Origin of the sequence: Dysgonomonas termitidis (assembly GCF_042654545.1) — a bacterium.
Taxonomy (GTDB): domain Bacteria; phylum Bacteroidota; class Bacteroidia; order Bacteroidales; family Dysgonomonadaceae; genus Dysgonomonas; species Dysgonomonas termitidis.
The window spans coordinates 1-1195 of the sequence record NZ_JBHSGN010000197.1 but is presented as its reverse complement, the minus strand read 5'-3'; the positions used below and the strand labels follow the sequence as shown (position 1 = coordinate 1195).

General features: G+C 47.5%; 1 protein-coding gene. It reads left to right on the top strand.

All coding sequences use genetic code 11. From position 1 onward, the window contains the following. Positions 1-450: 450 nt before the first annotated feature. On the top strand, positions 451-1195 hold a 745-nt coding region (locus tag ACFO6W_RS26115), incomplete at its 3' end, for a hypothetical protein (protein WP_380002077.1).

The following is a 1195-nucleotide window of genomic DNA, read 5'->3' as shown; positions in this document are numbered from 1 at the left end:
GCCGGCTAAACCCCACCGACCTTCCCCACCCTTAGGGTAGCGCCAGGTGTCTGTTGCACAACTAAACAAATTTAATATTTTATGAAAACAGACATTGTTCATGAAAAAATATATATTGAAAATCAACCTGTTATGAATATAAAAAACTCCATTTTATTTTAATTTGTAGCAAAATGTGAGTTGTGCAACAGCCACGCCAGGCTACCCTTAGCAGGAGAAAAAAAAGGTCGAAGCCAACTAAATACGCAGAAACCCGCCCGGCATCACGTCCGGGCGGGAATTTGCTTTTACAGGGCAGGTTAGCAAAACCGTGGATACGGCTACGCAAAATGCTAAAAAACCTCGGCAAACGGCTTGGGATATGGCTTTTAGCCATAGCGGCCCTGATAGCTTACGTTAGAAATAGAAATAAAGAATAACCCATCATTAACCATCCTACAAAACAATAAGATGAAACCAGTTTTAAAGGCAGGCTTTGCAATCCTTTGCTGCCTGTTTGTCTTTGCGCTGCTCTATCTGCCATATAAAGGCTATGCCTGCTTCCGTCAGTTCATCACCGGTATAGATAAGGTAACCGGAGGATACGGACAGGCCCACCCCGCACCGGCAGACTATTACGCCCTGCTGGCGGTATTGCTGTTGCTGGCGGCGCTGGCAGCTATGGCCGTCCGGCGGTGCGACAGCGTGTATTTCTACCTGCGCCGATCGCTATTTTACTTCCGGCGTGCACTGATGAACCTGTTCAATGATGTGAAGACAACGGATATGCTTATCCTTGCCATCCCGTTTTTTGCTACCGTTTATTTCGGGCTTACCGTTCCGGTACATTTCGACGAGGCCGCCACCTACATAGGCTTCGCATCCAAACCCCTATATTACTGCATGCTGCATTACCCGGAACCCAACAACCATATACTGCATTCGGTTATACTGCATTTTACCACGCTGCTGCCTTATACAGACCTCCTGGTGAAGGTAAGGATACCCGCTATCCTGCTATCGCTGCTGACATGGATGGTTTGCTGGTCGTTTCTGAAACGTTACTACAAAACCAACACCGCCTTATTTGTCACCGGCCTGTACCCGGTAGTATTTATGTCCCTGCTTTACGGCTTCTCGTCGAGGGGATACTACCTTGTCCTGCTCTTTCTGATCATCGCCCTTTACGCGGCATATAATATCATCCACGACGGCA